22 protein-coding genes are annotated in these 26919 nt (G+C 50.2%); 1 reads left to right on the top strand and 21 read right to left on the bottom strand.

The features are described 5' to 3' along the window. Positions 1-36: 36 nt before the first annotated feature. The 5 genes from AC0YNS_RS14125 to AC0YNS_RS14105 form a co-directional block, all read right to left on the bottom strand. Positions 37-1818 carry a cache domain-containing sensor histidine kinase gene (locus AC0YNS_RS14125; RefSeq protein WP_475781624.1) on the bottom strand — a complete coding sequence of 594 codons (1782 nt, stop codon included), beginning with the start codon at positions 1816-1818 and terminating at the stop codon, positions 37-39. Further along, positions 1808-3379, bottom strand: a complete 1572-nt coding sequence (locus AC0YNS_RS14120) for a response regulator transcription factor (protein ID WP_475781623.1) — start codon at positions 3377-3379, stop codon at positions 1808-1810. The genes AC0YNS_RS14125 and AC0YNS_RS14120 overlap by 11 nt, the downstream gene beginning before the upstream one ends. Positions 3380-3610: 231 nt before the next feature. After that, positions 3611-4813, bottom strand: coding sequence for a WG repeat-containing protein (locus AC0YNS_RS14115; protein ID WP_475781622.1), 1203 nt, complete (start codon positions 4811-4813; stop codon positions 3611-3613). A gap of 75 nt (positions 4814-4888) precedes the next feature. Then, positions 4889-5656: a sugar phosphate isomerase/epimerase family protein gene (locus tag AC0YNS_RS14110; protein WP_475781621.1), complete on the bottom strand. Its 768-nt coding sequence runs from the start codon at positions 5654-5656 to the stop codon at positions 4889-4891. A gap of 18 nt (positions 5657-5674) precedes the next feature. Next, the gene (locus tag AC0YNS_RS14105; RefSeq protein WP_475781620.1) at positions 5675-6730 is read right to left on the bottom strand and encodes a Gfo/Idh/MocA family protein; all 1056 of its coding nucleotides are present in this window, start codon (positions 6728-6730) and stop codon (positions 5675-5677) included. A 338-nt stretch (positions 6731-7068) separates the two neighbouring features. Between AC0YNS_RS14105 and cysC the strand changes: the two genes are divergently transcribed. Then, entirely contained in the window at positions 7069-7680 is a 612-nt protein-coding gene (gene cysC, locus AC0YNS_RS14100; RefSeq protein WP_475781619.1) for an adenylyl-sulfate kinase, read from the top strand. Between the two features lie 227 nt (positions 7681-7907). Here the strand turns inward: cysC and AC0YNS_RS14095 are convergent, their stop codons facing one another. The 16 genes from AC0YNS_RS14095 to AC0YNS_RS14020 form a co-directional block, all read right to left on the bottom strand. Beyond that, the gene (locus AC0YNS_RS14095) at positions 7908-9713 is read right to left on the bottom strand and encodes an ABC transporter ATP-binding protein (protein WP_475781618.1); all 1806 of its coding nucleotides are present in this window, start codon (positions 9711-9713) and stop codon (positions 7908-7910) included. Between the two features lie 13 nt (positions 9714-9726). Beyond that, positions 9727-10668: an aldolase gene (locus AC0YNS_RS14090; protein ID WP_475781617.1), complete on the bottom strand. Its 942-nt coding sequence runs from the start codon at positions 10666-10668 to the stop codon at positions 9727-9729. A gap of 115 nt (positions 10669-10783) precedes the next feature. Then, entirely contained in the window at positions 10784-10924 is a 141-nt protein-coding gene (locus AC0YNS_RS14085) for a paeninodin family lasso peptide (RefSeq protein WP_143111554.1), read from the bottom strand. A gap of 29 nt (positions 10925-10953) precedes the next feature. After that, positions 10954-12894 carry an asparagine synthase-related protein gene (locus tag AC0YNS_RS14080; protein WP_475781616.1) on the bottom strand — a complete coding sequence of 647 codons (1941 nt, stop codon included), beginning with the start codon at positions 12892-12894 and terminating at the stop codon, positions 10954-10956. A gap of 68 nt (positions 12895-12962) precedes the next feature. Continuing rightward, positions 12963-14129 (bottom strand): nucleotidyltransferase domain-containing protein, encoded by a 1167-nt coding sequence (locus tag AC0YNS_RS14075; RefSeq protein WP_475781615.1) that lies wholly within the window; start codon positions 14127-14129, stop codon positions 12963-12965. A 24-nt stretch (positions 14130-14153) separates the two neighbouring features. Continuing rightward, on the bottom strand, positions 14154-14546 hold the full coding sequence (locus tag AC0YNS_RS14070; RefSeq protein WP_475781882.1) for a lasso peptide biosynthesis B2 protein: 393 nt from the start codon (positions 14544-14546) through the stop codon (positions 14154-14156). 37 nt (positions 14547-14583) lie between these two features. Further along, positions 14584-14886 carry a lasso peptide biosynthesis PqqD family chaperone gene (locus AC0YNS_RS14065; protein WP_475781614.1) on the bottom strand — a complete coding sequence of 101 codons (303 nt, stop codon included), beginning with the start codon at positions 14884-14886 and terminating at the stop codon, positions 14584-14586. Between the two features lie 2 nt (positions 14887-14888). After that, positions 14889-15788: an aldolase gene (locus tag AC0YNS_RS14060; protein ID WP_475781613.1), complete on the bottom strand. Its 900-nt coding sequence runs from the start codon at positions 15786-15788 to the stop codon at positions 14889-14891. A 124-nt stretch (positions 15789-15912) separates the two neighbouring features. Beyond that, on the bottom strand, positions 15913-16044 hold the full coding sequence (locus AC0YNS_RS14055) for a paeninodin family lasso peptide (RefSeq protein ID WP_143111553.1): 132 nt from the start codon (positions 16042-16044) through the stop codon (positions 15913-15915). Between the two features lie 205 nt (positions 16045-16249). After that, the gene (locus AC0YNS_RS14050) at positions 16250-18187 is read right to left on the bottom strand and encodes an asparagine synthase-related protein (RefSeq protein ID WP_475781612.1); all 1938 of its coding nucleotides are present in this window, start codon (positions 18185-18187) and stop codon (positions 16250-16252) included. After that, complete coding sequence (locus tag AC0YNS_RS14045) at positions 18184-19428, bottom strand: sulfotransferase family protein (RefSeq protein WP_475781611.1); 1245 nt, start codon at positions 19426-19428, stop codon at positions 18184-18186. The genes AC0YNS_RS14050 and AC0YNS_RS14045 overlap by 4 nt, the downstream gene beginning before the upstream one ends. 44 nt (positions 19429-19472) lie before the next feature. After that, positions 19473-22415, bottom strand: a complete 2943-nt coding sequence (locus AC0YNS_RS14040) for a chitobiase/beta-hexosaminidase C-terminal domain-containing protein (protein ID WP_475781610.1) — start codon at positions 22413-22415, stop codon at positions 19473-19475. Between the two features lie 21 nt (positions 22416-22436). Beyond that, the gene (locus AC0YNS_RS14035) at positions 22437-23777 is read right to left on the bottom strand and encodes a UDP-glucose dehydrogenase family protein (protein WP_475781609.1); all 1341 of its coding nucleotides are present in this window, start codon (positions 23775-23777) and stop codon (positions 22437-22439) included. 61 nt (positions 23778-23838) lie between these two features. Next, positions 23839-25209 carry a sugar phosphate nucleotidyltransferase gene (locus AC0YNS_RS14030; protein WP_475781608.1) on the bottom strand — a complete coding sequence of 457 codons (1371 nt, stop codon included), beginning with the start codon at positions 25207-25209 and terminating at the stop codon, positions 23839-23841. Between the two features lie 93 nt (positions 25210-25302). Next, positions 25303-26271 carry a polysaccharide pyruvyl transferase family protein gene (locus AC0YNS_RS14025; protein ID WP_475781607.1) on the bottom strand — a complete coding sequence of 323 codons (969 nt, stop codon included), beginning with the start codon at positions 26269-26271 and terminating at the stop codon, positions 25303-25305. 86 nt (positions 26272-26357) lie between these two features. Next, positions 26358-26909, bottom strand: a complete 552-nt coding sequence (locus AC0YNS_RS14020; RefSeq protein WP_475781606.1) for an acyltransferase — start codon at positions 26907-26909, stop codon at positions 26358-26360. Between the last annotated feature and the right edge of the window lie 10 nt (positions 26910-26919).

The following is a 26919-nucleotide window of genomic DNA, read 5'->3' as shown; positions in this document are numbered from 1 at the left end:
GAAGCCGGTAAGGCTTTGGGCGGGGCGGCCTTACATTTACAACGGCAAATCGATTATGACTGTAACTCCCGATCCCTCGTTGCGCTTGTAGACAAGGCCATACTCTTCCCCATAGAGCAGTTTAATTCGCTTATTGATATTGTTAGCGCCATAACCATGGAAGGGATCCGTTCGATCTCGATTGAAAATACGCTCAAGGTTCTCCTGCGAAATGCCTACCCCGTCGTCTTTTACCATAATGACAAACTTGCCGTTACTTGTAGTTGCGCTGATCGTAATCGTTCCCGTTTCACTTTCCGACTCCAGAATGCCGTGAATGATTGAATTTTCGACCAGCGGCTGCAGCGTGATTTTGGGCATCGGATGTTCATAAAGCGCTTCCGAAATATCGATTGCCAGCGTTATGCCGTTCTTGAATCTCGCGTTCTGGATGTCAATGTAGGCGGAGATATGCTCCACTTCATTGCGCAAGGAGACGATATCCTCCCCTTTACTCAAGCTAAGCTTATAGAATTTGGACAGCGACTGGACCAAATCATAGATCCCTTGCTCCTGAATGCGCATCGCCTTCCAGTAAATCAAATCAAGCGTATTATAGAGAAAATGCGGATTAATTTGCGCTTGCAGCGCTTTGAGCTCCATCGACTTCACTTCTTGCCCGAGCGCATATTTCTCATCGAGCAATTGAGTAACCTTGGCGATCATAGACTTGAAGTTCCGCGATAATTCCCCGATCTCATCCTTGCCCTCATGCTGGATGTGAAGATCGAAATCCCCCTGCTTCACACTCTTCATCTGCGAGATCAAACCGCGGATTCTGCGCGTACCGGACGCAGCAGCAAGGAAAGCCAGCGGCAGCAGGAACATCGCGATTAGGAACGCAATGACCAGCATTTGCTTCATCGCTTTCTTCTGGGAGCCCAGAATCTCCTTATACGGGGTCAAGCTGACCAAATACCATTCCGAATCCTCCACCATCTGTGCGCCAACCAAATACTCTGCATTGTCAAAAACCCGCTTGCCCCAGACGCCTTCCTTGAACTGATCGTTCGTACTTCCTTTCAGAATATCCGACTTAAACGACAGCATGCCCGCATTCGCATGGGAGGAATGAACCAGAATCTCGCCGGCTTGGTTGATCAGAAATACGGAGGACTCCTTCGTAAACGCAACTCGATTCAGAATGGATTCGAATATGCTCTTCGGCATGTCGACACTGAGTACCCCAATGACATTCTGGAAGCTTTCGTTATCGAAGATGCTTCTTGCGATCGTAAACGTCGGCGTCTTCTCCTTCTGCAAATCATTCAGCAGGATCATGCTTGGGAAAACCTCAAAGGTGGTGCTGCTCTTATTCAAATTCGCATACCAGGCGGTGTCCGCGATCCGATCGGTGCTCATCACATCATCGGTTTCGTTCGTGCTCGCAACGGCCTGAGAGGTATACAAGCTTGTTTTGATAATGTCTTCACTTGGCTTAGTGATATAAAATTGCTTGCGGATTCCTTCAACATCGAAGCTCCATAAGCCATAGCTGTTGAAGTAATAGCTGGCATTCCGATGCAAAATATCTTGGATTTTCTCATTCGACGCTAGGATGGTTAAGAAGTTCTTGGCTACATAAAGCTTAAACTCCATAAAGGAACGGCTTTGTTCGAACACTTGCCGGGAGGAATACCTTGCTTGCGCCTCAAGATCCTTAGACGAGATGCGGTAATTCACGATAATGAACAAAGTGAACGGAATCGCAAGCAGCAATAAATATTGCAGAAAAAGCTTATAATGCATTTTCAAATCGCGATAGATGTTAACTCTCATAGAGCAGCTTCATTCTATACTCGGATGGTGTGGAGCCTGTGTATTTCTTGAACAGCGTTGAGAAATAGTTCGTATCCGTGAGCCCAATCTCGGTTGTAATATCGTACAGCTTCTTATTGCGGTCCTGCAGCAGCCCTTTGGCTTTCTCGATTCGAAGCTCCGTAATGAATTCATTAATCGTACGGCCGGTTGATTTCTTGAATAGAGCGCATAAGTACGTTTGGCTCAGAAAGGTGTGCTCGGCGATGGTTTGAATCGACAATTGATTACTGTCGTAGTGGCTTGCGATGTACTTCTTGATCTCCTCTACCTTCTCGATGCCGCCTGCCTTGCTCTCCGGCTTCTGCATCGTCATTTCGATATTAGAGCGCAGAAACTCGGCAAGCTCGTTAAGCGTAATGCGCGTATCGACTTCCCGCCACATATAGGTCGTTTCTTGCTCATCGCCTGAATCGGCCGCATCCCACTGCATCGTCACTTCAAACAGAATTCGCAAATGATTGAAATAAAGGTTTCTGATCTTATTCGTGTCGGGGTCTACGGCTGCGGCAATTGCCTCTGTCATCTGATTCACATAAGCGATAATAGCTTCAGGCGGGTCGCTTCTGAGCATTTTCTTAAAGCGGGTATAGGCGGACTTGTCCGGCTCATAACAGGCAGGCGCAGCGGAATTCGGATAATAGATCCGATTCGTCCCCGAGTAGAATTGACGCTTCGCTGCTTCGGACGCGTCCTTGTACAGCACGGAGAATTCATCGGTTCGGGCCGTTTGATTGCTGCAGCCTGCAGTCAGAGAATAGGCGCCTTGGGCAGCCTCTTGAAGCCGGTTCAGCAAATGCCGCGCGAAAGCCTCTGCATGCTTGGGCTGCGATTCGTCGTCATCATTCGCGATGATCGCCAAGCGTCTATCTCCCACGAATCCAGCGATATATCTCCGATTCATATCTGTTGGCGCATGATTCAGCAGGTGCAGAATACGCTGTTTCATCAGCGTTTTCTCATCTTCTGCAGCGGTAGAGGACCAATTAAACAGAAACGTATAGACGCGGTATAGTTCACCATTCGTTAACGGCAGGATGCTGGTGTCAACACGATCCATCCACACGGAGAGATCCGTTTTGTTACAGATCACATCCACCACCATTTCTTCGCGCCGGTACTGGATATCTACGGTTTTGCTTGCTGCATGTACAATCTTCTTCACCACCGCAGTGAACAGCGTCTTCAATTGCTCCATATCGACCGGTTTGTCCAGATAATCAACTGCATGCAATTGAATAGCCGACTTCAAGTATTCCTTGTCCGAGAAACCGCTTAGGAATATGATCTCGCAATCCGGGTAAAGGCCACGGATTCTCTGTGCCAGCTCAATGCCATTCATCTTCGGCATGCGAATATCGGTCAGCAAGATCGACGGCTTGAACTTCTCTGCAAGCGCAAGCGCCGCATTGCCGTTCTCCGCCGAGTGCGCCTCTGTAATTCCCCAATCGGACCAGGGCACCAACTCCATCAAACTATCACGTGTCGTTTCTTCATCATCGACTATCATTAAGTTAATCACCCTGCCCCCCCTTTCCGTAACCGCTTTCAGCAACTCTATTATACAACTTTATTTTTCATAGTTGCATAGCAAAACCGCATAAATGATCGGGTGGAAAATACAGTTAATAGGTGGATTTCATTGGAATTATTGCGCGTCGTTATAATGAGGATCGCTATTTCGGGGGCTATTTGCCAATACAAATAAAGCTGCCCCTGAAGTCTATGGGTAGACTTCAGAGGCAGCTTCGACTCATTGCTGCGGCGGCCATACAATCGTTCCGCTGCGGTTGATATAACCTCGTATATAGTCCCGCGAGTTCGGAACGTTAATATAAACCTCTGCCAACTCCCCGGCGAATGAAGCCGCCCATTCCAGCTGTTCCTTGATCACAAACTTGCCGGAAGTGTTGATAAAGCCGTATTTCTGCCCTATGCTTGCCGGAGCCAGACCGCCGGAGAAGGTGCCACCCGCTCTAATATTCTGGATGACCTTCTGTCCCTTCTTGTTGATGTAGAAGGTAACCCCGTTGCGTTCAACGAACGCCAGCCCTTCCGAGAACGGCTGCGCCATCGAGAACTGCGGCTTCAGTATATACGTTCCGGTTTTATCGATATAGCCGTATTTGCCATTCTCATACACGGCGGCAACGCCATCAGAGAATGACGTCGCATGGGTAAACCGCGGAGTAACCACGAGCTTTCCTGATGTGTTGATATAGCCGAACTTGCCGTTGGAAGCCAGCTTAACGGCCGACATTCCCTCTGCGAAGTCCGTGGTGTAGCTGAATTGATACGGAATGACTAGTTGACCCTTCGTGTCGATGAAGCCCGAAGCTTTACCGAGATTCACGCGAGCCAATCCCTCGGAGAATTGAAACGCATTCACATAGATTGGCTGAATGGCGGTTTGCCCCTGGCTGTCCTTAAATCCGTACCGAAACTCATACTTCCCATTAACCCCTTGAATCTTGGTTGTAAATTGCGTTCGACCGTCGTACATCAAGCTGCATGTATTTAACGGACAATCAAACAACTTGTCTCCTGCAAGGCTGTAATACGTCTGCTTCTTCTCTGCAAGATTCGTGATCACATACGGATTCCCCGGTTTATTGTCGTACCAGATGCCATCGTAGATCGGCGCTACTACCGGCTTACCTTTACTATTGATGAGACCAAATTTACCGTCTAATTCAACGCGGTACAGTCGTTCCTCGGCTGGCTTCTGTACAGCTGTGATTGCTTTACCTGCGACTGGCACCTCTGCCTGTCCATGTCCCACCCAGGCTAATCCAGTCATTGTTAGCATCATTGCAGTGATGGCTGCGACCCGTTTCAGCATCTGATTGCCCCCCATTTTCCAATAACATGTAGATATCTCAATATCTAGACGCATCAGATCGAGAAAAGTGTGCAGCTGATTGGAATTCCATTCACTGCCGCGTTTGTAACCCATCTAACGTCTCATACAACAACAGGCAGCCGAGATCCATATCTCAGCTGCCTGTTGTTCGTACTATGATAAGATCAATTAGAGCAAACCCTTTTCTTTCAAGTTCAAGTAGCTGACTGTCGCCGTCTCGATACCGGTGAGGTTACGGAGCTGATCTTGCTCGACCGTCATCCATTCCACACCGATTTCGGTAGCGGCTTCAATCGACGCTTGAATGTTGACGACGCCGGTACCGACAGCCGTCCACTTCCCAACCTCGTCTGTACCGTACACATCTTTCAAATGAATGGCCGGTACGCGACCCGCCATCTTACGAAGGATATGCGCCGGATCTGCTCCGCCGAGTGTAATCCAAGCCACATCCATACGGAAGAAGAGATGCTTCGGATCTGTGTGTTCAGCCAGAATATCCAGGGAGTATAGGCCGCCAAACGTTCTCTCGAATTCATGTGCATGGTTATGATAGCAGAACCGCAGTCCCTCTGCCGCAAACCGCGCGCCTGCCGCATCGTACAATTCAGCATCGCGAAGCAGCTGATCTCTATTATCAACGACGTCCCACCAGAACGTAACATCCTTCGTTTGCAAGGCATGTGCCTCACGAATCAGGCGATCGACTTCCTTCTCGTCCTTGAGCAGTTCCTTGCTAGGGACGCTATGCGTTGCTACTTGCAGGCACAGTTCGTGGAAACGTGCGACATTCGCATCGACATCTCCCTTAAGAAGCTCACCGCCGCCTTCGATTCCCTTATAGCCGATCTCAGCTACGCGCTTCATCGTGCCCCAGAAATCCTGCTGTGCTTCCTCATGCACGATTCCAATTAAACCAAGCTTCGGTCTTGTCATGGTTAGTTTCCCGCTCCTTTATTTGGCGAAATGGCCGTCATTAAGCATCGTGATAAAAGGGCTGTCCGTAACGCCGGTAAGCGGAAGCTCTACCCGCGCATTGCGGCGAACCGACTCATAGACTGCGAAAATAATTTCCGAAGCGCGAGTTGCCTTCTGATGCGAGGCTTCAGGTTCTTCACCTGTCTCCAGGCAGTCGATCGCATGACGGACATAACCGATCATCTGATCGGACATGGAGGACAGCTCCATCTCAGGCTTCCAAGAAGAATCGTCGTAGTTGATTCCCTTGACGATTTGCCCGTCCCACATCACTTCGATAAATCCTTCGGTGCCAATGACGCGAACACCGGCCCAGATCTTCGTCATATCCTGACTTGGTTCCCATGTATCGATAGAGCCGGAATAGAGGCTAGCCTGTACGCCGTTCGCGAATAGAATTTGTCCGGTCGCGCCGCATTCGGAGGGCACGTTGAACCAGTTATAGATCTCGGTAGTATCTACTGCGCCAAGCACGGTTTTCGCAGGCGTTTCGTCCATATAGCTAATCGCTTGGTCAAACGTATGGATACCGCAATCGAGCAGATTAGGCGGTGAGTAGAGGTCTAGGCGGAGCACCTGACCGATTCGGCCTTCTTTGATATAACGACGTACCGTTTGATTTCCCTTAGCGAAACGACGTTGCAGCGAGAAGGTCAGCTGGCAGCCGAACTCGTCTGCGATCTCCCCCATCTCTTGGCATTCACCCCATGTAGCCGACATCGGCTTCTCGCATAATACGGCTTTGGCGCCCGCTTCCGCACAATCGCGGAAAACCGGCAGATGCAGCGGTGTCCAGAGACAGATTAGAACAACATCCGGCTTCTCCTTCTCCAGCATTTCTTTATGATCGGTATAAATAGCAGCTTGGAACCCAAACTCAGTATTCAGCGTTTCGGCCGAAGCTGTTGAAATATCGGACAACGCAACAACCTTTAATCTGCTGTCGGCTTGTACGCCGATCGCGTGTTCATGCGCACGTTTGCCACAGCCAATAAAAGCGACTTTATAAACGGATGATGATGATGAGTTCACTTCGTAATCCCTCTCCCTCAAACTCGATTCTCACAGATGATCCTGCACGTCATTGAAACGTTTCAACATACCTCAAGAATACATCAACAGTTACAGCGCTTTCAACCCAATTTTTTCAAATCGGTGGTAAATTTTTTTGATATCCTTCCGATATCTTGGCAGCCATTATCGGCGCTTTCCCACCATTCCACCGCATTTCCGCCAATGTAGACTCCTAGACCAGCTACTTTCTCCCATTCCACCGCATTTCCGCCAATGTAGATATTCCTAAAGTGATTCGAGTACCTCCTCTGCGTTTAATGAATCAGGTGTACAAGTTCTGGAGGGAGAGAGAAACATTGGACCACAAGAGCGACAATATTACATGGCATCACTCTAACATTTCACGGGACGATCGGCAGAGGCGGAACCGTCACAGAAGCTGTACCTTATGGCTGACAGGCTTATCCGGCTCGGGCAAATCAACGCTGGCGTTCGCACTGGAGAAGGAATTGTATGCAAGAGGAATCGCATCTTACGTGCTCGATGGGGACAATATCCGTCATGGGCTTAATCGCGATCTCGGTTTCTCAGATGAGGATCGACAAGAAAATATCCGTAGAATCGGTGAACTATCGAAGTTGTTCGTGGATGCCGGCTTAGTCGTACTGGCGGCGTTCATCTCTCCGAATGAGAAAGACCGGAACATGGTGAGAGAGCTGCTTGGGCCGGGGGATTACAACGAAATTTTCGTGAAATGTTCGTTAGAAGAATGCGAGAAGAGAGATCCGAAAGGACTCTACCGGAAAGCTAGAAGCGGACAGATTCCCAACTTCACGGGCATTAGCGGACAGTATGACATCCCAAGCGCGCCTGAGCTCATTATCGATACGGAACAGTTAACAATTGAGCAATCTATTACAGCGATTATCCAATACCTCGATGAACGAGATTACCTCATAGGCAACTAATCCACTGCTGCAAGTGCCGTCGACGGCGGAAACACCATAATAAAATGGGAGCTAAACAGCTCCCCTCTAGGCTGCCCGAGAAAGACTCGGGCAGCCTCTTGTTGGTGTCTAAATCATGTAACGGTTGTCAGCGTGGCTATTTCATGAAAATACACCATTTTGAAACGCTAACTGTTGTGACAGACGTTATTTGCAGCTAATGGGCAGCACCCAGCCGGATCCCTCCGTTAAGGTCCAACTTTATCCGATTGAAAATGCAAGAGCTTGCTGAACGTCCCCTTCAAGTCCGCGGAGAGCTGCTGATAGCCGCCTCGCTGAATCACTTCCCCTTTCTCCAATACCACGACTTGATCCGCGCTCCGTATGGTCGACAGCCTGTGAGCAATGACAATAATGGTCATTCTCCCTCGTAAACGGTCAAGCGCACCTTGAATTTGAGCTTCATTCTCGCTGTCTAGGCTGCTTGTTGCTTCATCGAGAATCAGAATGCCCGGCTTACGCAATACCGCCCGAGCCAGAACGATCCGCTGTCGTTCCCCTCCCGAGAGTCTAACCCCACGGTCACCAAGTACGGTATCCAGTCCCTGCGGCAGGTTGCGCACAAATTCATCCGATGCAGAGAACTGCAGCGCCTCCCACATTTGGTCTTCCGTCGCTTCCGGAGCGGCAATCAACAGATTCTCTCTGATGCTTGCGTGGAACAAGAACGGATCCTGCGAAACATAACTGACGGATCTCCTCAGCGAGAAGCTGTCGTCTCCGGCCAAGTTGCATCCATCTACAAGGACCTCTCCCTCATCCGGCTGTATAAGTCCAATGATGATATCGATCAAGGTGCTTTTCCCGGCACCGGATTTTCCAACGATAGCTGTCATCCGATTAACCGGAATGGACAGATTGATATTGTGAAGGGCATAGGAGGATTGGCTTCCATGATAACGATAGGAGATTCCTCGGCACTCAATTCCTTGCTCCATGCTCACCGGATCTCCGCCCGCAGGATAGTCATGCACTTCCAATTCCTTTGCCAAGGCGCAATCCTTCTGAAGATCCGCAAGGCTCTTGAATGCGGGAAGCGTTTGAGCAATTTGTTCCCAATTAGACTGCAAGGTCGAAAACTTCGGCCAAAGACGGGAAAATATGATGATGATCAGCATAAGCTTCTCAGCCTGTACATGGAATACTTCCAGAGATACGTAAACAAAAAGCGTAATGATAATGACGGACGCCACTTTATAAATGTATTGAGAGGTAGCCTGCGTTTTCCCAAAGTGAACGAGGTTAGACTCCATTTTGCCGCAAAGCGCGCGAAACCAACTCAAATGCTGTGCTTCTGATCGATTGCTTTTAATATCTTTCATGCCGTTAAAATGATCGGTCATCCCGCCCATATAACTTTGGGCAAGCTCCGAGGTTTCATCCCCGATACTTTTGGAACGTTTAATGAACCGGCTTGCATACACGGCCAGCACGAATCCGCAGATCAAGACCATAACCGTCAGTTGTGCCGACAACCACAGCGCAAAGCCGATTTGTACCGCGGTAAACAGAATTGTGGTCATTAAACGCATTGCGAGAAATGCGCCTTGGCTGACACGCGACAGCTCATTGGTCATGATATTATAGAAATCCGATCTTCTTCTTTGCAGATAGAACGCCCACTTGGCCTGCAGCAAGCCCTGATAGATTTCCATTCGAAGGTACCTTATAAACCCATGTTGAATGTCCAGGTTCAAATGCGTTTGCTTTCGCTGCAGATGAGCCTGACCTGCAATTAATAGAATGAACCCCCCTAGAACAACAAGCAGTCTCATTCCGTCAGGTAAAGCCTCTAACGGTTTCACCAAAACAGCAACGAAAGGGATTCCATCCGTGTTCAAACCCAGGACCCCAATTAAACCAAGCACCGGAATCAACAGAAAGATTCCAATACCCTCCAGAAAGCTGATCACCATCATGCCGACTAGATTGATATAGAGCTTGGTACCGGCAAAGTGATGCATTTTTTTGATATATAGCAGCAGATGCTCCATTTTTCTTTTCCCCCTATCCGTGCGAAATCCATATTCCTTCTTCAACCGTATTCAGGATTCGGCTTACTAAATCGTTGGCAGTAAATCTCTCAGCCGGCCTGCATAATTGGTACATGTTAATACGATTAACGATCGAGACGGAGGCAGAGAAATGCCACTGATCCAAGCCAAGCTGAGGAATCAGAAAATGGCGGTAGGTATGAAATCGGATGGTAGGAAGTCTCTCAAGCCCTTGGAGATGGCGAAGTTCCGTGACATTCCTGTCCGTCTTCACGAGTTCGAAGATACCTTCCAGAGGGACCGGCTCCTTGCAAAACATTGACGCTGCGGGTATCGCATATTTGGTCTCGTACAGCGGAACATAACGATCGGATTGCATCCCAAGCATGTCGATGCTCTCCTGCCAAAGCTTCTGCTGCGGGTAAGAGGGAATGACGACGGGGACTCGGTCGCGGTTCAACGTTACGGCAATCACGTCGTCGGTAAGAAGCGGATAGCCGCGTTTGAGAAAGGCGGCAGCAAGGGTGGATTTGCCCGCGCCGGAATCGCCGACGAAAGCGTAAGCCTTTCCGTTAATGACAACGGCGCTTCCATGTAAGGGCATCATCTTACGCTGGAACAGCAGCGCACCCATGCAGGTTCCGAGCAAATATAGCCGAACAACGGAATCCTCCGCTCCGATTGTCTGCGAGACGGTGATCCGGTTCCCTCCACGGACTCTGTAAATGGCCGTGCCTTCTATGTTCAGCATTAGTTCATCGCCTTCAAGAGCATAATAATCGTCGCTGTCACTGCCGCTGCGTTCGTTCCAGGCTTGATCCAAGTCATCCTTGTCGATATAAACATCCGCTTCGCATGTTTGTTCCTCTTCCCGAAGCAGCTCCGGCAAGGCGATTTCACTTGCCATCTTCAGCCCAAATGCTCTATAAATCGTTCGTTTGGCAGCAGAGCTCATCTTCCACACCTCCATTTCGTAGCGTAGCTATAAATAATCAGGAAGAAAATTGAAGAGGCCCTTATACGCTTTTCTTCGTATAAGGGCCCATTGGTTTGCCACGTATCAGGTGCATTTAGGATTCAAAAGCGTGCCCTTTGTTGGAACCCTTGCCGTTCTTGTCCGGGAATACACCGTTAGGTCCACCCATCGTCATGTTTACGTCCAGTACTTCCAGCATTGGTTGTTGCCATTCTTTCCGTGTTTGCTTTTCCATATGTTTCACCCCCTTTCAATTGGAATCAATCACGTAAATTGCTTCAAGAACCGGTAAGCTATCAAGCCACGCATTAATAATCTCGCATCTGGATCGTATGCATGCTTCGGATTGGGCGCACGGCCGATTTTCTCAAGCGATGCCTTGATTTGATCTACGTTCAAATAATGCGAGGTCATCGGATCCCGGCAAAGCTTCCGAAGTTCTTCGTTAAATAAGCCCCATATCGGAATCATGCGATGGACCCAATCCGCTCCTTGAACGCCGTGAATACGTTGGTTTAACCGTACTTCATCAGGCAAATACGATTCGGTGGCCCTCCGGACGAGTGATCGGTCCATCCCGTTTTGTACATACTGCTCAATCGGCACGGACAGGCAGAAGCGTACCACTCTCGGATCGGATGTCGGGTCCCTTTCCCAAACGCCATAACGCAGGGAAAACTTGGTTACAGATGTGCCTTGATGGTTTGAGGTTGCCAAATTTCTGAATTGATAGTCTCTCGCTTCGAATTCATCGAAGGCAGCCCCGCCCAAGCCGACGTCATGGTGTTTAAGCTTTTCAAAGACATTTGTTCTTGCGGCCAAATCCGGATGGATGAGATTTGGAATTTCGTTCTTCGGTTCCTTGGCGTAATAAGATCTGGTCGCAAATGGAAAGGCTTGTTTAGCGATAATGGGCAGCAGCCGGGATCTTCCGATATTCATCTGTCTCCCGTAGTGCTTTAGCTCGCGGTAAAAATGGAACAAGCGCAGCTTCCTTAAAAGCTTGGCGTAGTAGTCCATGGCCGGTCCCCAAGAAACGGTGTAATTGCCACGTGCGCCCGTAAGCAGCACGCCGACCCCATCCTGACGCGCTTTTTCAAGAATCCCTTTGATCCAGAACGAATTCTCGAAAAACTTATAAGGAGCTTCCAGAAGCCCGACCAAGTCGTCGATTTCCCCGAACGAGTTCCTGTCCGAAAAATCCAAGCCGTTGTGCGATATATTTCCTACGTGACGTACCGTGGCTCCAATGTGCGTACTTTCGTCGGCCATCATGCTTCTCGAAGTCCAATCCACGAAATCGGGCGAAGGAACGAAACTGTAGGTATGCAATGATTTCCCTTCCTTACGCAAGGGGTCAGCTGCAAAGCTGATGACTGCGCCTGAATCCAATCCACCGCTTAAGCTTGCGCCGACCGAACGGAACGTCCGAAGCTTCGATGTTACGGCCTCCTGAAAAACATCGCGAAACGCTTCCTCGTATTCGCCGTTTGATTTCAGCCGAAGCTGATCCCGGGGCGCTTCCAGCGTCTCGTACTGCTCCAGCGTCATTTTACCATCCTGGGCCGTAAAGCTGTGTGCCGGAGGAATTTGCTCGATATTACGGTATACTGACCCGTTCACGTCGACGGAATCGAGAATAATGGGAATGGCCAAAAACTCTGCAAACCATGACTCATTAAGCTCCTTCCTGGCGCCGGTGATCTCGAATAACGGATTGACCGCCGTGCAAAAGGCGAACTGCCGCTCTTGACGTTGATAATAGAGCGTGCGGTTTCCCAATAAGTCGCGTGCTCCGAAAAGAAGACGCTTCTTCTCGTCCCAGATGACAAAAGCGAAATCGCCGATCAAATAGCGCGGGACTTCCTTTCCCCACTTCAAGTACGCCAACAGAATAAGCTCGCTGTCAGTCATCCCTTTCCGCCGGGAATAATCAATCTGCAGCCGGTTAAACAATTCATCCCGGTTGTCGATGATCGCATCGGCGGTAATGGCCAGTTTATTTAGCTCATCATAGAACGGCAGACGTTCATGAACCGATTCCGGTGTAATCCATTGGGCATGGCATCCCAGAAATACAGACCCGCCATACCAGGTTTGCACATCATCTGCCGGATATCTTTGCAAAGCTTGCATAAGCTTCATGCTATCCTCTATCGATACAGTCTCTTCGTTGTAACAAAGAATACCTGCAATTGCGCTCATGATTGCCTCCGAGGTGCTTGTCATTCTTCTACGTGCAGTCATGTCATACTTGAATAGGCCGGATTCCTTTAAGCTTCCTGCCTCATTTGCCGCCATAACCAGACGAACGGCCTTAAAGGAAAGTATAGAAAATGTAATTGTTTCGGAAGCGGCATCGCCTCCGTATCCCTGAAGCTGGGATATAATTGGCCAACTATATAAACCGACTTTTGCCGGGTCGTTTTCAATGCAAACAAGTAACGTTTATAGGTCTTGGCTAATTCTTGGGAGCTCGGCACAGGCGAGAAAGCGACGATATCCCGGATAAAATAGAGCGAACGTTGAGCCAACTCGCGATGGTTGCTAGTGATCATCGGTTTGGTTGAGCTTGGTATCGGCGTGCCAAGCAGTGCGGAAGCAAGAATTAGAGCCTGTCCTCCAAGCTGAAGGCATTCATAGCGTCGCATAAGCGAGTTGAGCGTTTCAAAGTTTACACCTTGGCGTACCAAGCGATCAATATCCGCCAGCCAGCGGAGCCTAAACCAGCCGTGACGGGCGCCGTGCGAGACCAGATACATGAAGAGATCTTCGCTTCCTAGCATATAAATCTCATTCCTCGTAAGAGTACTGCGTCTTCTCCGTTCCCAGAGCTCCTCGAATGAAGGTTCTTTGCCCATGTCGGAATTGAGACGCCAATGAAGCTCCACTTGAATCCTCGTTTGCGGATGCGTATAGGAGATATGGTGCATCTTCCACTTCCAATTGAATAACCGCGGAGCATGACTATCGCTCTTATAACCGAGCTTGGTCAATATCTCTTCTGCCTTCTCCACACCGTCCATTGGGACCAGAATGTCTAAATCCTTGGACGTTCGGAGCGAAACATCACCATATAGCAGATCGGCAAGCACCGGTCCTTTAAGAACTAATGAAGGAATCCCTCGCTCCTGAAAGGAGCTGCACACAAGGCCCATTTCGCCGCTTAAACGGAGCATCTGAAATGTATTCTTCCCGTAATCCTGATGAAGGGCTTGCAAGAAATCGGCAGGAATCCCGTTGTTGTTCTTCAGCTGCGAATACAGCTGCGGATAGACGCGATGATGTCGGATCAGCTTCAGAATTTGATTCCAATCGATGTCAGGCATCGATGGTTTGCCCCATTGCTGCGCTTGATCGGCATTCATCTGCATGAACGCCAGCATGATGTTTAATTCTTCAGGAAAAGCGCTTAGATCCAGAGTACGATTGTTCTCCATAACGGGACACCTTCATTCCTTTCCTTACGTTTTGTCAGATCCGAATGAAGCCACCATCGTGAACATCTTCATTTCCTCGGCTCCGGTCACATAGAATGGCCCGCTGCGCAGCCAGGCATGCGCGATCATGTTCCCCTGCTCATCCCTCGCCGTACCCAGATAGAGCGTGCTTTCAATCTGACGCCTTTTCAGCATTTTCTTGGCTGCGATCGCTCTGACCATGCACTGGCTTTCCCAGATGGTATGACGGCTCATCAGCTGGATCGCCTGAGCAATTTGGCGAATCGGCATTTCGGTTGACGGATCATGCGCGAGCGGCGTTTCGAACATACGTCTGCCCAAAGATGGCGCGAGCCGAGAGAACGGTAAGGTCTTCAATACACGTGCCCAGCCTAAGTAGATGAACGCTTCGAGCATGAACCGTTTCTTCTCCGCAGGCAGAGCGAGAAACTTCCTAACGATGCGCTTCAAGGTTCCGAACCTCGATCAGCGATTCCTGATGCATTTTCCGAAGGAAAGCGTCAACCTGTTCCTCACAGGCAGCCCGTGTAACGTTATATTCCAATAGGAGCTTGTCTACCAATTGGCTGGCCGTAATCGGTGAAGCGATGAGCTCCCAAATTCGGCCGCCAATCATGCCGAGATTGTAATATTTCCCGCTATCGATGCTGAACATCACCTTCTCCCCGTTCATGTCACTCACAATGCTGCCCGGCGATTGGATAATCTGTTGTTCCGCCAAGTTCACGTTCGTCATGTTTATACGCCTCCTTCTTCAATGGTACGAATGATCTCAGATGCAAGGTGATGCGCCGTAAATCCGGCTGTTGGCCGAATGAGCTGATAAACGTTAACCTGATCAGCCATGCTGGACGAAACCTTGAAATGCCACTGCTCTAGACCGAGTCGCGGAATCAGCATATTTCGGTACGTATGCATCAGCACGATACGCAGCCGATCCAAATTGGACAACCGTCTGATCGAAACGGCTGCCTCTGATTCCGACTTCACCAGTTCAAACACTCCTGCAAGTGGGACGGGCTCATTACAAAATCTTGAAAGCACCGGTACGGCATATTTCGTCGTTTCCCGATAAACCGATTGGTAGTTCCCGGATGCCAGACCCAGCTGATCGATACTTTCCTGCCACAGCTTCTGCTGCGGATAGGACGGCATAACGACAAGCCTTCCGCCTTCGTCTGTAAAGGAAACCGCGATGACATCGTCACTTATTAGCTCATACCCCATGCCTACCAAAGTAGCGGCAAGCGTAGATTTACCGGCTCCCGAATCGCCAAGAAACGCATAGGCTTTGCCGCCTAACATAATGGCGCTTCCATGCAAAGGCAGCACATTGCGTATCATGAGCAGCGCGCCCATGCAAGTACCGAGCAAATATACACGCACCTTCTCCGGATCTGCGCCGGCAAGCGGTGCTACAGTAATTCGATATCCATCTTCAATGCAATAAATCGCTGTCTCCGGAATGAGGAACAGGAATCGGCCGCCTTTGTACAAGAAATTGCTGCCGCCAAGCTCAAGGTCCTCCCACAGCTTGTCTGGGTTAGCCGCTTCAATGAAAACATCCGGGTACTCCCGCTCCTTCATTGGACCGGACAAAGGTAATTCAGGCAGCGGTATTTCACTCGATATCCGCATGCCGAAAGCCTTATATATCGTGTGTTCACTGGCAGATATCAGATCAACCACTCCTTTCAGGGCAATAATAAGAAATCCCTTATACAATCCGGTACGCGGATTGTATAAGGGCGTTGACCCGAACCTAGCTCGGGTTATAGATGTCCATATCGTCCGTTGTTACGAAGTCAATATTCGTCATACCTTTTCCATACATCGTTTCGCTTACGTCAAGCATTTCAACAGTCGGTACTTGCCATTCTTTTTTGTTCGTCATGGTTTTTCACCCCCTTTCAAAGGAGTTAACGAGTTTTATAGCTATCTAAAAGGTAGAGCTGCAGGGATCAGGGATGTGCCTTCGGCCGCTGTTGATTGTGTGTTCTCTAGGATTAGACTAGGAGGTAACAACACACTATCAAAGCCGGCACGTAAACTCTCCGGCACATTCCCTTTCTCCCCTTCGCAACTTTTAGTTGCTTCATCTAAAATCGTTTTAGGAACCGGTAGATGATCAGGCTGCGCATGAGCATTCTCATTTCCGGATCGAAAGCATGTTCCGGACGCGGGGATTCGCCAAGCCGAGACACCGCATTGCGGATTCGATCGACGTGAAGGTACCCGGTCGCGATAGGGTCTGAGCAGAGCTGTCTAAGTTCATCGGTCAACGGCTTCCAGGAAGGCATGATGCGGTGAACCCAATCCGCTCCCTGGATGCCGCGAATGCGCTGATTCAGCCTTACCTCATCGGGCAAATAGTTCTTCGTCGCCCTTCTAATCAGCGCACGATCCAAGCCATCCCGGACATACTGTTCAACCGGGACCGAGAAGCAGAAGCGAACGACTCTGGGATCGCAGGTTGGATCGCGTTCCCATGCACCGTAACGCAAGGACAATTTCGTTGCCGATGCGCCGTTCTTGTTGCCAACGGCTAGGCTTTGCATCTTCTCCTTGCGCAGCTCCAGCGGATCGATGATCGTAGAGCCATTCACACCAATACGATTCTCCTGTAGCTTGGCGAACACATCCGTTCGTCTGGCAAAATCGGGATGGATCAGCATCGTCGGAATATCGGACTTACCGCCTTGCTGCGGACCTTTATCCAGAATCGGAAACGCCTGCTTGCCGATCACGGATAGTAAACGTGATCTGCTAATCCCTTTATTAACGCTGTACAGCCGAAGCTCCCGCATGAATTGCAGCCATTTCAGCTTTCTTAGCAGCGTCGCGTAATAATAGAGAGCGGGTCCCCACGAAACGGTAAAGTTCCCTCTTGCTCCGGTGAGCAGAACACCTGCACCTTGTCCGCCGGCTCGCTCATGGATCCCTTTCAACCAATAGGAATTCTCGAAGAACTTGTAAGGCATCTCGAGTATATCCAGCCATTCGTCGATTTCGGAGAATGGGCTGATGCCTTCGAAATCCATAGCTTGGTGCGAAATATTGCCAACATGGCGAACCGTGGCTTCGATGAACCGGCTTTCGTCCGCTTCTGTGCTTCTCGGCGTCCAATCGGTGAAATCGCGGGTTGGAATGTAGCTGTACGCATACAACGACTTCCCTTCCTCACGCAGCGCAAGTGCTGCGAAGCTTGCGACAGAACCGGAGTCCAGACCGCCGCTTAACGTTGCCGCTACTTGACGATGCGTGCGCAGCCTTGACCTCACCGCTTCGTCGAATACCTCACGGAATGCTTCTTCATACTCATGACTGGATGTGAGCCGAAGCATCGAACTCGGTTCCAATGAGCCATACCCAGAGAGCGAAACACGTCCATCCGATACCGTAATCGTATGGGCCGGCGGCAGCTGCTGAATATTGCGGTAAGGCGTAGAAGTGACATCGGTAGACTCGAACATTTCCGGGATTGCCATAAACTCTGCGAGCCAAGGCTCATGAAGCTCTTTGACAACTTCCGGTAAAGCGAATAACGGAGCAATCGTCGTACCGAAGGCAAACCGGTCGCGACCGTGAACATAATAGAGAGAGCGGTGTCCAAGCAAATCTCTAGCACCGAACAGTTCCCGCTTCCCCATGTCCCAGATCACGAAAGCGAAGTCGCCGATTAGATATTCCGGAGCCTTCCGCCCCCATTTCCGATAGGCCAGCAGAATAAGCTCGCTGTCCGTTATCTTGCTGCGATGAGCCGGATAAACCTGCAGCAGCTCCAACAATTCCCGGCGGTTATCAATGATGGCATCGGCCGAAATAGCGAGCTTCCTCTCCGCGTCATAATAGGGCAACCGCTCCCCTACCGACTCCGGGGTAATCCACTTAGCTCGGCAGCCGAGGAATACCGCACCGTTCGTCCACGTTTGAACATCATCGGCATCGTATCGCTCCATGGCTTCCATCATTCCGCTGCTGTCCCTGTTGTTGATCGGATGCCCATTAAACTGATAAATACCGACAATGGCGCTCATTTGTTCAGCCTGCTGTTGTTGAAGTAGGTCGAAGCAAGCTGGGACAAGCGATTGCCGAAGGGAATCAGCATTTTCAACCGATTGGCTTTTCGCCTCATGGTGTCCAGCTGCAATTTCAATTGTCTGCGCTCTTTGGCACTGTTCTCCAACCGTTTCTCCAGCATGCGCACCGTCATCTGCAGCTGAAGCTCCTCCGGATGCAGCCATCTCTCGTCATTGTGTTGGTCCGGAATAACCAAGCTCCCTGATGCACTGGGTTCGGTTCGCATCTCATAACCCGCTTCCCATCTACAGCCCGTCGCATCCGTCAGATGCTTGGTGTACAAGGCCAGCAACTCCGAATCCGGTTCAAGCTCGAAGCGTACACCTGTCAGCTTCTCCGCTTCGCCCAGCTCCTCGCTGTACCCCAGATCATGGAAGATTTGAGCCCCAAGCACGCGGCCGTACATCTCGATCTCGTGCTTGTCCAGCACCTCTTTCCAGATGGCGATGGAATCCTGATTCGCCTCCGAATGATTCGCGACAAACGGATCCCCTACCCCCATGCTGAAGTACAAATCAGACTTGGCCGTATTTCTAAAGTTCCCATACTGCTCCAGCCCCTCTTCATAAGCAACGCCCAGGAAGCGGCAAACCTCAATCATCTCTTCTCTCGGGCTAGTTACCAGTTTCTCGTAGGACAGCCGGTGCGTGAAGGGATTAGTTTGAGCAAAATAGCGGAAATAACGGAACAATCCGATCGTCAGGTCAGCGATCTTCATATCGAAGTTCCCATTCCTCATGTCTTCCCTCATATTAAAGCTTGTTCCACGCTGACCGTTCACCTTCTTATGGGAAGAGAGAACCGCGAAAGGATTGCGGATGAGCCAAATCCGCCGAGACTGCGGAAACAGTGCATCCAGAAACTCCAGCAGATAATAATACCGAGGCGATTTGTCGATTACCATCTCCGCGCCGGCACTGCTTTGCATTAAGCCGTTGTATACCTGGAGAGCGAATGCTCGGCAAGCCTGCTCGAAGCTGTGTTCAGGCAGAACGCCGTTATAGAATTGATTCAGGATGCCCGTCCCGCCATAGGCGCGACGCTGAGGCGACTGCAGATCATATAAGCTCATCAAGAACCACATTTCCTGGGCAGCGAACATTTTACTGTGATTTTGGAGCATAACCGTGGCCAGAGAGCTTCCGCTCCTCGGCGTACAGAGTAGAAAAACAAGGTTGTTGCCGCTCGAATCGACCAAGGTGTACCTCCTTCAAGGCAAGAATTGCGAAGTCATCCGCAAGCTTATGCTTTATTGAAATCATAATAAAATTTCGCGCGCTCCCCGAGCATGACCTTATAGATGTCATAGTTCGTATCCATGATCGCCTTCAGATAGTCCTTATAGGGGCGATCCGCAACATTGATTAGGCCGGAGTTGTAATGCTCGCCTCCTTCGCCCTGCCAATATCTCCCAAGTCCGGCTTGATCCACGTAATTGAATACATGTGCACCGACTACATAAGGTAGCGTGACTGCGCCTTCCACGTAATTGCGATAGCGCATTCCCCGCTGGAATTGGTTCACTGCCGAATTTGGCAGGAGAGGCGCTAACCCCTGCTCGCTTGTTCCATAACCGAATTCGCTGAACAGAATCGGTTTGCCGCCTGAGAGGTCGTAAACTTTCTGCAACAAATCGGGTTCGAGCTTGTAGGTGTAATAGTTGATGCTGATGACATCCACGTATTTGCCTTCCGCTTTGGCGAGCGCGCTGCTGATTTTCTCGTTATGGAACGTTGTCGTAATCCATCGGTCTCCCAGAAGGAGATGGTTCGGATCGTATTTCCGATAGGCACGTGACACGGTTCCGAAGAACGTATCCAGATAATAGTCGAAGAAGGCTTCCATATCGCGCCATGATTGGGAGGTTGAAACAGGCAGTTCCGCCTCCTTCATCTCGTCGAAGGATTTGAATGTCGTCTTCCAATTGGCGTTGAAGGAGCTGATGGTTTGATACTTATCCTTCAGCCTCTGCACCAATTTCCCTTTCATGGCAGCCGAGCTCGCTTTGAGCTTTGGCACATTCGTATAAAATTTGTGAAAGTCGTATTCATTATCGATAAAATAACCGATTAAATTCTTATCATTTTTGTTTGGCGTGAGCGCATTCTTGAATGCTTTATCGATCTGCTCTGCGGCATTCGGAGCAAAGATATCGAATAACGAGAGTCCATTGATCTTAGCCCATGCCATCCCATTAAGCGGCAGCATACGCACGTAAGGAAGCTTGCCGTCCTCGCCGTATTTCTCGGTCGAATAATTGCCTACACCGTTAAAGCCCCATTTGGGAAGCCGAGATACCGCCTCCTGGTAGATCGCATGCTCGGTCGGAAACACGCCTTTCTTTCGGAAAACATTCGCCACATAGAATGAATAGTTATCCTTGCCGATATAAGCGTTTTTGTTGACCCCTTGATTCGGGAGAACGGATTCGAACTTCTTCTCCCTCCCGGCGATCCGAGTGTAGGTTTCATTGGCTGTAACACCATTCACGGCTAGGCTGAAATATAGGTTCCCATCAGGCGTCGTCATCACTTTGCGTTCACCCATCCGCTGGATCGCGAAGTAACCCTTGGCAGCCAAATTGTATTTCTTCGCACTGCCGGCCAGCCCGCCGTAGGAGTCACGACCTCCCGGAGCTTTCAGGCTGTCATAATAAGCAGCATCCGCCGCCGCATCCGATGCCAACTCCTTCTCGCTGGTTACCTTCCCCGTGAAATTCGCAGCCTCCATCTGACCGAACCGATCGACAAGGATTTCATTGCTCGCATTCACCGTGAATTTGCGGATCGGACTAGGCAGCAAGCCGTCTTTCACCGCATACGTTTCCAGCACGTTATACCCTTGGAGCTGGAGCGGCTTGGAATAATACACGAAATCCGGCCCTTTGTTTAACCGATAATAAATGCGTGCCCCTTTGGTAGTCGAAGTCAATTCGGTCTTGACCAATGTCGCGCTTCGGGAGGTGGCCAGCTTCACGGAAGCCGTATTCTGATTAATGACGACCTTCGAAACTTGAGGCGACCAGGCTTTCGAACCAAGCAGTACAATCTTCAAATACCTCGAATGCTCGGGGAGTCCGGAAGCTTCATACGCATATTGCTGCCAATTTCCGGTCGGATAGCCGACAGGGGTAATCGACACGGGAATTTGCGTGTATTGTTTGCCGTCCGACGAGACCAACAAGCGATGCTCCTCAATCGGATTTCCCGAGAAGAAGCTGCTGTAGATTGAAACCGAATTGATATCGTAAGGCGTATGGTACACCATGCTGCCAGGGGCACTTGTCGTACGCGCGAGCCGGCCTTTGTCGTTATCGAAGTAGCCGGGTTCGTTATTGGCCACATACAGATTGGTACGATTGGCGAGCAGTTTGAAATTATCAAGCGGATCAATCAACCCGCTAGGCGGCGTCAATTGAGGCGCAGGCACATACCGATAAGTCGATACACCGGTTGCCGCCGAGTGGCCCGTACTGGAATGACCGACAGCCGTTATTTGAAGCAATAAATTATTGATAACTGCAATTGGCGATCTATAGTGCATGCGGGTAAGCGAGGTTCTGGGGTCGCTGCCATCTGTCGTGTAATAGATGGTTTCACCTTCCTCGCCTTGGTTCAGCATGACCATGCGGCCGTAAGGCACTGTCCCCGAAGGCACGCTGGTATCCGCTGTGGATGGGCCGTTAAGTACGACCTTCCCGATGGCGGGCGATCTGACGATGCTGCTGCCTTGGTAGACGATTTTGAGAAACTTCGTACCTGCCGGAAACCGCCTCGACTCGTACACCATGTTAACCGACTCGCCGTCTTCTTCATGAATGTCCGGAATGACTTTGTTATACGTCACGCCATCCTTCGAGATGTAAAAGGACGGATGGTCATAGGACTTGCTCCCGTTCGGCTGATAATACGTATACACCGCGAAGGACCGGAGGTAACCTTCCGCCTTGTACACGATGTTCTCGCCGGAGTAGCCGCCGCGTTTCGCACGGGTCGAATCCGAGGTTTCGCCCGGAGTCTTCGTCAGAAAGAGCGTATCCGAATGCTTGTACACCTGCTCCCAATCTCGAAGATGATCAATCTCAATCTCAAAGTATGAAAGCGGAGCGGCATCCCCCGTAGCGGTTAACGGAATCAAGCAGCCGAGCAGTCCGTACAACAACAGCATTGAAGCATTTTTTCTCACAATAAAGGCCCTCATCATCCTTTAGTAATGTAATGCCAGCACTTCCTCCTTGACGCCTTGATTCAAGCTCGGGCGGCCGATGGAATAGTAGATAAACGCCATTCCTGCCAAATCTTCCTCTTTGAACACATTGCGTCCGTCAATCAGAATAGGCTTACGCAGCACGTTTTGCAGTTGATTCAGATCCACATGAATGAATTCATCCCATTCCGTCAGCAGACAGAGCGCATCTGCATCCGCTGCCGCCTCCAATGCGCCATCACACCAAACGACACCGTTCTCGCCATACATGCGGCGGAAGTTCGGAATCGCGATGGGATCATAAACCTTCACCGCAGCCCCGCTGTTTACCAGATGCTGGACAATCTCGAGTGCAGGTGATTCCCTCACGTCGTCGGTATTCGGTTTAAAGGAAAGTCCCCAGACAGCGATCGTCTTGCCCTGCAGGTTGCCGTCAAATATCATTTCGAGCTTCCTGATCATTTTGAACCGCTGATCCTGATTCACCTCAACTACCGCACGAAGCAATTTAAATTCGTAGTCGACATGACCGGCAATTTGGATAAGTGCCCGCGTATCCTTGGGAAAACAGGAGCCTCCATAGCCAATGCCAGCTTTCAGGAACGAATGACCGATCCGGTTGTCGTATCCCATGCCTTGGGCTACCTGAGTGACGTCTGCGCCAACCTTCTCGCAGATGTTCGCAATCTCGTTAATGAAAGATATCTTCGTAGCGAGAAAAGCATTGGAAGCATATTTCAGCATCTCGCTGCTGCGAATGTCCGTGATCACGATTTGATCCGTCAGCGGCGCATGCAGCTTAGCGATGGTGTCTGCCGCACTTTGACAGTCGGCGCCAATGACGATCCGATCCGGATGAAGCGTATCCTGGACGGCCGAACCTTCTCTCAGAAACTCCGGCAGCGAAATGCTGTCGAACCGTTCACTGGTCAGCTTACGGATCCGATCACGTACGCGTTCGTTCGTTCCGACAGGAACCGTACTTTTCACGGCGATGATCTTATAGCCGTTCATCGCTGCTGCAATTTCGTCAGCGGCCTGATCGATGTAAGACAAATCCGCCTCGCCGTTTGCCATGGAAGGCGTCCCGACCGCGATGATTACAATATCCGACAGCTGAACCGCGCGATGCAGATCGGACGTGTAGCTCAGCTTTCCGGCAGCCATATTCTTAAGCGAAAGCTCTTGCAAACTCGGTTCATATATAGGAATGGCTCCACTTCGCAAAATATCGAGCTTGGCTAGATCCTTGTCTACGCAGATGACTTGGTTGCCAAGCTCCGCGTAACAAACTCCCGATACAAGCCCTACATATCCAGCACCGATAACCGTGATGTTCATAGTCAACAACTCCTTCGAATTTTCGGAGAAAACGCAGCAGTTTTCGTAAGCATTCGCTTCGTTATTTCGTGCAGAGCTGCATAATTTCGTTCCAATCATGTTCAAGTCGTACGATGTCCTCTTCAATCAGCTGCGAGCCGGTTTGGATTTCGATGATTTCGATATCCGCTTGTGCACGCAAGCTATGTCTGTTCTCCTTCGGAATCATGAGCACGTCCCCGGTCTTAATCGAGAACCTCCGGTCGTTAAGTACCATCTCCCCATGTCCGGCAACCACCGTCCATACCTCGTCTCGTAAACTATGGTATTGGTAGCTCAGATTGCTTCCCTCGGAAATAAAGATCCGTTTCGTCAGCACTTCCCGGCCATCCGGATAGGTTACGTAATCCAGTACTCTGTAGCGGCCCCAGCGCCGCTCTTCATACATCGGGCGCTGCTCCGAATGCTTCATCACATCCTTGATTCGCGGACTTGAAGCTTTGTCTGCGACAAGAATGCCGTCCGGGCTTGCCGCAACAATGACATCGGACAAGCCGAGCAGCGTAATCGGCACTTCCAGCTCGTTAATGACATGCGTATTGATCGAATCTGACGTAATGATGCCTTTGCCGATCAGAGAGGTCTCAATCTCCTCCGTCAGCGTGTTCCAGGTGCCAAGATCCTTCCAGTACCCGTCATATTGGATGGCAGCAATTCGATTCGCTTTCTCCACCACTTTATAGTCAAAGCTGATCTTCGGCAGCTTGCTGTACTGCTTCAACATTTCATCGTACTGAATCGGCAGCCCGTTCACGATCAGGATGTTAATGATCAGATCCAATTTGAATGCGAATACGCCGCAATTCCATAGCGCATCCTGTTTGATCATTTCCTCGGCTTCTTCTTCGCTAGGTTTCTCGCGGAAGCTTTGCACATCCATGAACGAGCGAGCGGCGTCGCCGCTTTGCTTCGGAATGATATACCCGTATTTCTCTGATGGATAAGTCGGTTTCACTCCCATCAGCGCTAAGTCGGCTTCGGAGCTGGCAAGCGCATGCTCCAGCTCCTTCAGCTTCTGGAAGAAGCCGATTTCTACGAAGGGGTCAACGGGCATGACTACAATCGCTTCATCCAGACTCACACCTTCGACCGAGTAGAGATAGGTGGCTGCAAGCGCGATGGCTGGGAACGTGTCCCTTCGCTCTGGCTCGACGATCAGGTTAATTTCATTTCCCAGCTGGCTGTGAATCATCTCAACCTGAGGTTTGCTCGTCGTAACATAAGTGTGGTCTCTCAAATCGGCTTCACCGATTTGTCCCCAGACGCGTTGTATCATGGACTCCAAACGGTCATCGTCTTTTTTCAAGATTTTCAAAAACTGTTTCGACCGAGCGTCATTCGACAACGGCCACAGCCGTTTCCCCGATCCTCCCGAAAGCAATACGACTTTCATGATAGTCCCTCCTATGATAGGGAGTTTGACGTGAGTCAAACTCTCTCTGCTATTGGTAATAGGGAGTTTGACGGAGTCAAACTCTCTCTGCTATTAAACTCGATCCGCGGTACCGCTCTGTTGCGACAATAGTTTCGCCGACTTGATCCCATTCGTCCACGTGCGATAGTAGCTGGAATTCTTTCCGTAGGAATTATCCAGCAGAACATTCGGCTTATCCATGAGACAAGACAGAATATGTCCATGCAGCCTTGAGGTCTGCACGTTCTTGTATTTGCTGAACCGGTTAACGGCTTTGTTCACCAGATAGTCGGTGTATTTGCCCCAGATCATGCTTACTGGCAGCTTCCCGTTGCTGGCTGCCGACATTTTGAAAATCGCGCGAATCGATTTATGCTCAAATCCGCTGAACAGCGTCGCCCAATCCAGATAGTCGCCTTGGCCTGAAGCTTCAAGCCGCTCCTGCTCTGCCGTCTTCTCGATGTCAATGCGAAGGAAACAAAGCAGGTCCTTATCCGGGCTCGTATGGCTCCGAATCGGCCATAATTGATGCGCCATATCCGGTGACAGATAGACATGGCAGGTCGTGAATTTGACGGTAGCCATCTCCTGCGAGTAGGTGTCGCGAACGTAGAGATGCACATCCTTATGCTTGTTAAAGATCCTTGCCGTCTTATCAAACTCAGCTTCGTTCTTGTAGAAAATCGTCTGCGGCAGCATGACCACTCGATGGTCGGGATAGTCGGACACGATTTGCTCGCGCAGCTTCTGATGAGCCGGATACAGGTCACCGAAGTTCCCGCCGCCGTGCAGCACGATAATATGATCCTGCGGAATTTTCACGCCGCTCGGGAAATCAAGCACGCTGTACCTTGCCTGGACCCGAATATGATTATCTTTGAAGAACGCTTCGGTTCCTTTCATGATCAATAAATCTCCGCCATTGCCATGAACCGGATAGTCGATGTAATAGATCTTGGAATGTGGCGGAATCACCTGCAAAATCTGCCGAAGCTTGTCCTTGAGCGCATCCATCGGATGAGCAAACTGTACGCTTTCCATCAATCCGTCTCCTTTGTCTTCTCTCTCTATCTCTCTGCGAGCTTGTTCAAAAAGTGAATGGTTTGAACAAGCTCTATATCGCTCCGTCACTTGTTCCACTTGACGTTTCGCTTTATTGGCTTGGCCGGGACGCCTGCGACAAGCGTGTGGGCCGGCACGTCTCTCGACACGACTGCCCCCGCAGCCACAACGGCGCCTTGCCCGATCGTGACCCCTTTCAAAATAACCGCCTTATTGCCGATCCAGACATGATCGCCGATGATTGTCGGCTTGGTCGCTACACTACCCTCGATACAGTGGTAATCCGTATCCATAATGGTGACATCCCATGAGATGGCGCAGTGACTGCCGATTTTCACCTGCTTCTTGCATCTGATTTCGGATCTTCGATTAATGAAGGTATGGTCGCCGATCTCGATAACAGCCTCGTTGGAATCCAAGTAAAACCCGGTATGCTTGTGCAGGATGACGTAATTGCCAATGAAGAGTTTGGCTCGTTTGGCCTTCGACACCGTCATGCTTCCGCCAACCCGCAGCAGCTTCCCGCATTGATCGACATGTCTGCGAAACAGGACGCCGAGCAATACGCGATAACCGAATTTGAAGTAATCCTTGATGCTTCTGTTGCGTATGTTCATTGCGGTGTTG

Source organism: Paenibacillus sp. J22FR21, assembly GCF_056269135.1.
The sequence above is the reverse complement of the archived record's forward strand: the minus strand, read 5'-3'. Positions and strand labels throughout refer to the sequence as shown.

Excerpts from the sequence above, each read along its gene's own strand:
- AC0YNS_RS14125 (WP_475781624.1), bottom strand. The coding sequence starts at position 1,818 with ATGAGAGTTAACATCTATCGCGATTTGAAAATGCATTATAAGCTTTTT.
- AC0YNS_RS14115 (WP_475781622.1), bottom strand. The coding sequence starts at position 4,813 with ATGGGTTACAAACGCGGCAGTGAATGGAATTCCAATCAGCTGCACACT.
- AC0YNS_RS14110 (WP_475781621.1), bottom strand. The coding sequence starts at position 5,656 with ATGACAAGACCGAAGCTTGGTTTAATTGGAATCGTGCATGAGGAAGCA.
- AC0YNS_RS14095 (WP_475781618.1), bottom strand. The coding sequence starts at position 9,713 with ATGGAGCATCTGCTGCTATATATCAAAAAAATGCATCACTTTGCCGGT.
- AC0YNS_RS14090 (WP_475781617.1), bottom strand. The coding sequence starts at position 10,668 with ATGAGCTCTGCTGCCAAACGAACGATTTATAGAGCATTTGGGCTGAAG.
- AC0YNS_RS14085 (WP_143111554.1), bottom strand. The coding sequence starts at position 10,924 with ATGGAAAAGCAAACACGGAAAGAATGGCAACAACCAATGCTGGAAGTA.
- AC0YNS_RS14080 (WP_475781616.1), bottom strand. The coding sequence starts at position 12,894 with ATGAGCGCAATTGCAGGTATTCTTTGTTACAACGAAGAGACTGTATCG.
- AC0YNS_RS14075 (WP_475781615.1), bottom strand. The coding sequence starts at position 14,129 with ATGGAGAACAATCGTACTCTGGATCTAAGCGCTTTTCCTGAAGAATTA.
- AC0YNS_RS14070 (WP_475781882.1), bottom strand. The coding sequence starts at position 14,546 with ATGCTCGAAGCGTTCATCTACTTAGGCTGGGCACGTGTATTGAAGACC.
- AC0YNS_RS14065 (WP_475781614.1), bottom strand. The coding sequence starts at position 14,886 with ATGACGAACGTGAACTTGGCGGAACAACAGATTATCCAATCGCCGGGC.
- AC0YNS_RS14060 (WP_475781613.1), bottom strand. The coding sequence starts at position 15,788 with ATGCGGATATCGAGTGAAATACCGCTGCCTGAATTACCTTTGTCCGGT.
- AC0YNS_RS14055 (WP_143111553.1), bottom strand. The coding sequence starts at position 16,044 with ATGACGAACAAAAAAGAATGGCAAGTACCGACTGTTGAAATGCTTGAC.
- AC0YNS_RS14050 (WP_475781612.1), bottom strand. The coding sequence starts at position 18,187 with ATGAGCGCCATTGTCGGTATTTATCAGTTTAATGGGCATCCGATCAAC.
- AC0YNS_RS14035 (WP_475781609.1), bottom strand. The coding sequence starts at position 23,777 with ATGAACATCACGGTTATCGGTGCTGGATATGTAGGGCTTGTATCGGGA.
- AC0YNS_RS14030 (WP_475781608.1), bottom strand. The coding sequence starts at position 25,209 with ATGAAAGTCGTATTGCTTTCGGGAGGATCGGGGAAACGGCTGTGGCCG.
- AC0YNS_RS14025 (WP_475781607.1), bottom strand. The coding sequence starts at position 26,271 with ATGGAAAGCGTACAGTTTGCTCATCCGATGGATGCGCTCAAGGACAAG.
- AC0YNS_RS14020 (WP_475781606.1), bottom strand. The coding sequence starts at position 26,909 with ATGAACATACGCAACAGAAGCATCAAGGATTACTTCAAATTCGGTTAT.